Here is a 4,479-nt window from a genome sequence, read left to right as displayed (position 1 = left end):
GCCAAGGGGTCCGCGCGACTTTCAAAACAGGTTAAGGCGTTGCCCCTTAACAGCTTGGTAATGGAGCGAATTCATGTCGAAGCCCGATCTGGCGAGCCTCGAAAAGACCATCGAGAAGGCCTTCGAGGAACGCGACGCGATTTCGACGGCAACGCGCGGCGAAACGCGCGACGCCATCCAGTCGGCGCTCGATCTGCTCGACCGCGGCGCCGTCCGCGTCGCCGAGCGGCAGGCCGACGGCAAGTGGCATGTCAACCAGTGGCTGAAGAAGGCCGTGCTGTTGTCGTTCCGGCTCAACCCGATGGAGATCATCAAGGGGGGACCCGGCGAGGCGGTGTGGTGGGACAAGGTGCCGTCGAAGTTCGACGGCTGGAGTGCCGTCGATTTCGAAAAGGCGGGCTTCCGAGCCGTGCCGTCGTCGGTCGTGCGCCGTTCGGCCTATGTCGCACCGGGCGCCGTGCTGATGCCGTCCTTCGTCAATGTCGGCGCGTATGTCGACAGCGGCACCATGGTCGACACCTGGGCCTCGGTCGGCTCCTGCGCCCAGATCGGTAAGAACGTGCATCTGTCCGGCGGCGTCGGCATCGGCGGCGTGCTGGAGCCGATGCAGGCCGGCCCGACCATCATCGAGGACAATTGTTTTATCGGCGCGCGTTCGGAGGTGGTCGAGGGCTGCATCGTGCGCGAAGGCTCGGTGCTCGGCATGGGCGTCTTCATCGGCCAGTCGACCAAGATCGTCGACCGCGCCACCGGCGAGATCTTCTATGGCGAAGTGCCGCCCAATTCCGTCGTCGTCGCCGGAACGATGCCGGGCAAGCCCTTTCCGAACGGCGAGCCGGGTCCCAACCTTTACTGCGCCGTCATCGTCAAGCGTGTCGACGCCAAGACCCGCTCCAAAACCTCGATCAACGAATTGCTGCGCGATTGATCTTTGCGCAAAGCGAGCGCACCTTCCGCCGGCGCGACAATCGGTCGCGCTGGTTCAAGATGGAGGGGTGACATGGACTGGAAGTATCTGCTCACAAGTTTTGATGGTCGCATCAACCGTGGCAAGTTCTGGGCCGCGATTGGCGTTTTCATCGTCATTGGTATCGTTGCCTTCATTCTCGATGCGATCCTCGGTACACGTCTCACCACCGCCAGTGGCGCCCAGATCGGCATCATCGGCATTCTCATCGCTCTGGTCTCGATCTATTTCGCGCTCGCAGTCTACGCCAAGCGCTGGCATGATCGCGGCAAGTCGGGCTGGTGGAGCCTAATCATGCTGGTGCCGCTCATCGGCCCGATCTGGTTTCTGGTGGAATGCGGCATTCTCGAAGGCGCCAGAGGCGCCAATCAATATGGACCGGACCCGCTTGCCTGACAGATCAGATCTCACCTGGCTTTTCTTCAAAACCTCGGGCCGCGTCAGTCGCGCGGCCTATTTTCTTGGCGGGTTGCTCGTCGCCATCATCCAGGCCTTCCCGCTCTACCGCTTCACGCTGGTGCCGGAAGGTTCGGCCGAGAGCAACATGTGGTCGTTCATCTTCTTCGTCGCCTTCATCGCCTCGCTGTGGTCGAACATCGCCCTGGCGGTGAAGCGGCTGCACGATTTGGACAAGCCGGGCATTGCCGCGCTGATCCTGTTCGTGCCGGTGGTCTCGATCGTCGCCTTCCTTGTGTTGTGCCTGTTTCCAGGGCAGCCTGGACCCAACCGCTATGGCCGGCGCACCAACGAGCCGGAACAATCCTGAGGGCCGATCGGACATGCGCTACCGCACGCTTGATCCGAAACTGATCGTCGAAACCGCCGAGCGGCTGGAAGAGCGGATCGCCGACCGTTTCCCTGAAGCGGGATTGCGTGGCGTCGCCGCCGAACTGGTCTCGCTGTCGCGCGATCTGGCCAAGGCGGCCAAGGTGCTCGAAGCACCGATCTGGTGGCTGCGCGGGCTCATCGTCGCCGCCTTCGTCACGGGTGTGCTGGTGTTCCTGTTCGTCGGTACCATCTTGCCGATCGACCGCATTTCGGGAACCCACGATGCCCTGCAGTCGGTGCAAGGCATAGAGGCTTCGATCAACACCGTCATACTGGCTGTGTTGGGCTTGCTTGCTCTGATCCGCACCGAGGAGCGCATCAAGCGCAAAAGGGTGTTTCGCCAGCTGCACGGCCTGCGTTCGCTGATCCATGTCATCGACATGCACCAGCTGACCAAGGATCCGGCAGCCCTTTCGGCCGATTTCAAGCCGACGGCGCACTCGCCGGCCCGTATCACCAATGCCGCCGACCTGGCGCGTTACCTCGACTATTGCTCCGAAATGCTGTCGATCACCGGCAAGATCGCAGCGCTCTTCGCGCAGTCGGTCAATGACGACGTGGTCATCGCCGGCGTCAACGACATCGAGAACCTGGCATCCAACCTGTCGCGGAAAATCTGGCAGAAGATCACGTTGATCGACGGCCGGCCGGTGCAACAACCTGCTCCGGCGCCAGGCCCGGCGAGCCAAGCCGCTCCGCTTCCGCTGCGCGCACCAAAGCGGTGATCCGCTGGACCGTCGGCAGGGGCGTGCCGGCTTTTTCCGCCAGCCGCAGGATGGCGCCCTGCAAGTCGTCGATCTCCGTCGGCCGGCCGCGCTGCAGATCGTCCCACATAGACGAGCGCGCCTGCAGGTCGATCGCCAGCAAGCGCCGCGCCAGCAGCTTGAACAGCCAGTCCGGCAGCCTGAGCACCTTCGGCAGCAACGCCGGCCGCAGGCCGGCGATCCGCGCCGGCTCGATGCCGGACGCTCTCATCGCTCTCAGGGCCTCGTCGATCTGGCTGGCCAGGATCAGCCGCCAGCGCCGGTCGGCCAGTTCGGTTGCCAGCGGCAGGCCGGAAAGCGCCACCAGCGCGTTGTTCAAATTCATCAGCAGCTTGCCCCACAGCACGGCTTTTATGTCGCCATGGGTTTCGACCGCAAACCCTTCGACGCCAAGCAGGCCGACCAGGCCGGCGGTGCCGTCCTCGACCATCACCATGCCGTCGCTAGCGCGGTGCACGCGCAGCGGCAGTTCGCCGTCCGGCGACTGCACCACATTGAACGGCACCATGCCGGCCAGCACCGTACGTCCGGCAACTCCAGCACGCAGCCTGTCGGCATTGTCGACACCGTTTTGCAGGCTGATCACCACGGCGTTGGGCCGGGCATGGGCTTTGATAAGATCCGCCATATCCTGGGTGGCGCCGCTCTTGACCGTGACCAGGATCACGTCCGCCAGCGGCAAAGCGGCGGCCGGATCGACGGTGACGACAAGCGCCTCGGGCTTGATCGAGCGATCGCGGCCCTGGAGGTCGCTGACCCGCAATCCACCCTGCCGTAGCGCTGCCTCGATGCGCGGCCGAGCCAGCAGAATGACCTCTCGGTTGGCCAACGCCAGGCAGCCGCCGGCATAGCAGCCGATGCTGCCGGCACCGGCTATGACGATCCTTCTGTCCTTGTCTGCCATCCTGTCGCCGCGCCGGGTCGGAGCTATACGACATGAAAACCATAATATTGGCGGCATCGCCAGCCATGACGCTGGCCCCTATGTCTGGCCGTGACAGGCCCTGCGCTTTCGACTATCGCTTTTGCCATGACGCTGCCGACCGATCCCGCCGAAAACCTCGCCGCCCTTATCCGTTGCGCTTCGGTGACGCCCGCTGAGGGCGGCGCGCTGACCGCGCTGGAGACGATGCTCAAACCGCTCGGCTTCCTGGTCGATCGGCCGGTGTTTTCCGAAGACGGCACGCCCGATATCGAAAACCTATATGCAAGGCGCTCCGGCAATGGCCCGCATCTGATGTTCGCCGGACACACTGACGTGGTGCCTGTCGGCGACGAAGCCGCCTGGACGCATCCGCCTTTCGCCGCCGAGATCGCCAATGGCGAGATGTATGGCCGCGGCGCCGTCGACATGAAGGGCGGCATTGCCTGTTTCATCGCCGCCGTGGCGCGCCATGTCGAGGCCAATGGCGGTCCGAAAGGGTCGGTCTCGCTGCTGATCACCGGCGACGAGGAAGGCCCGGCCATCAACGGCACGGTGAAGCTGCTCGAATGGGCGGCTTCGCGGGGCGAGAAATGGGATGCCTCTGTCGTCGGCGAGCCGACCAATCCGGACGCTCTCGGCGACATGATCAAGATCGGCCGCCGCGGCTCGATGTCCGGCGCGGTCACCGTCAATGGCCGCCAGGGCCATGTCGCCTATCCCCTGCTTGCCGACAATCCGGTGCGCGGGCTGATGAGCCTGGTCGACGCCTTGCTGCATCCGGTTTTCGACAAGGGGACCAGGGATTTCCAGCCGACCAATCTGGAGATCACCTCCATCGATGTCGGCAACCCCGCCACCAATGTCATTGCGGCCAAAGCGACCGCGACCTTCAACATCCGCTTCAACGACACCTGGACGGACGAGACCCTGCAGGCCGAGATCCACAACCGGCTCGACCAGGCGGCCAGGCGCAGGAAGTACCGGCAGGGCAAGAA

The 4,479-nt window shown here is 64.0% G+C and carries 6 protein-coding genes; 5 read left to right on the top strand and 1 reads right to left on the bottom strand.

Going from position 1 to position 4,479, the window contains the following annotated elements; all coding sequences use genetic code 11:
* Positions 1 to 73: 73 nt before the first annotated feature.
* The 4 genes from dapD (at position 74) to EN939_RS22385 (ending at position 2,520) form a co-directional block, all read left to right on the top strand.
* A complete protein-coding gene (gene dapD, locus EN939_RS22400) occupies positions 74 to 928 on the top strand; it encodes a 2,3,4,5-tetrahydropyridine-2,6-dicarboxylate N-succinyltransferase (protein WP_127269742.1) in 855 nt (284 codons plus the stop codon).
* A gap of 72 nt (positions 929 to 1,000) precedes the next feature.
* Positions 1,001 to 1,363 carry a DUF805 domain-containing protein gene (locus EN939_RS22395; RefSeq protein ID WP_127269740.1) on the top strand — a complete coding sequence of 121 codons (363 nt, stop codon included), beginning with the start codon at positions 1,001 to 1,003 and terminating at the stop codon, positions 1,361 to 1,363.
* Positions 1,356 to 1,733, top strand: a complete 378-nt coding sequence (locus EN939_RS22390; protein ID WP_023810766.1) for a DUF805 domain-containing protein — start codon at positions 1,356 to 1,358, stop codon at positions 1,731 to 1,733. Before EN939_RS22395 ends, EN939_RS22390 begins: the two co-directional genes overlap by 8 nt.
* A 13-nt stretch (positions 1,734 to 1,746) precedes the next feature.
* On the top strand, positions 1,747 to 2,520 hold the full coding sequence (locus EN939_RS22385) for a hypothetical protein (RefSeq protein WP_127269738.1): 774 nt from the start codon (positions 1,747 to 1,749) through the stop codon (positions 2,518 to 2,520).
* On the opposite strand, the gene EN939_RS22380 is transcribed toward EN939_RS22385, so the two are convergent.
* A complete protein-coding gene (locus EN939_RS22380) occupies positions 2,423 to 3,463 on the bottom strand; it encodes a 2-dehydropantoate 2-reductase (RefSeq protein WP_127269736.1) in 1,041 nt (346 codons plus the stop codon). The two genes, EN939_RS22385 and EN939_RS22380, sit on opposite strands and share 98 nt — an antisense overlap.
* 126 nt (positions 3,464 to 3,589) lie before the next feature.
* Between EN939_RS22380 and dapE the strand changes: the two genes are divergently transcribed.
* On the top strand, positions 3,590 to 4,479 hold an 890-nt coding region (gene dapE, locus EN939_RS22375), incomplete at its 3' end, for a succinyl-diaminopimelate desuccinylase (RefSeq protein ID WP_127269734.1).

The sequence above is a fragment of the Mesorhizobium sp. M7A.F.Ca.CA.002.05.1.1 genome, from assembly GCF_003998335.1.
GTDB lineage: Bacteria > Pseudomonadota > Alphaproteobacteria > Rhizobiales > Rhizobiaceae > Mesorhizobium.
Note: the sequence above shows the minus strand (reverse complement) of the source record. Positions and strands in the feature narration are given on the sequence as shown.

Excerpts from the sequence above, each read along its gene's own strand:
- dapD (WP_127269742.1), top strand. The coding sequence starts at position 74 with ATGTCGAAGCCCGATCTGGCGAGCCTCGAAAAGACCATCGAGAAGGCC.
- EN939_RS22395 (WP_127269740.1), top strand. The coding sequence starts at position 1,001 with ATGGACTGGAAGTATCTGCTCACAAGTTTTGATGGTCGCATCAACCGT.
- EN939_RS22385 (WP_127269738.1), top strand. The coding sequence starts at position 1,747 with ATGCGCTACCGCACGCTTGATCCGAAACTGATCGTCGAAACCGCCGAG.
- EN939_RS22380 (WP_127269736.1), bottom strand. The coding sequence starts at position 3,463 with ATGGCAGACAAGGACAGAAGGATCGTCATAGCCGGTGCCGGCAGCATC.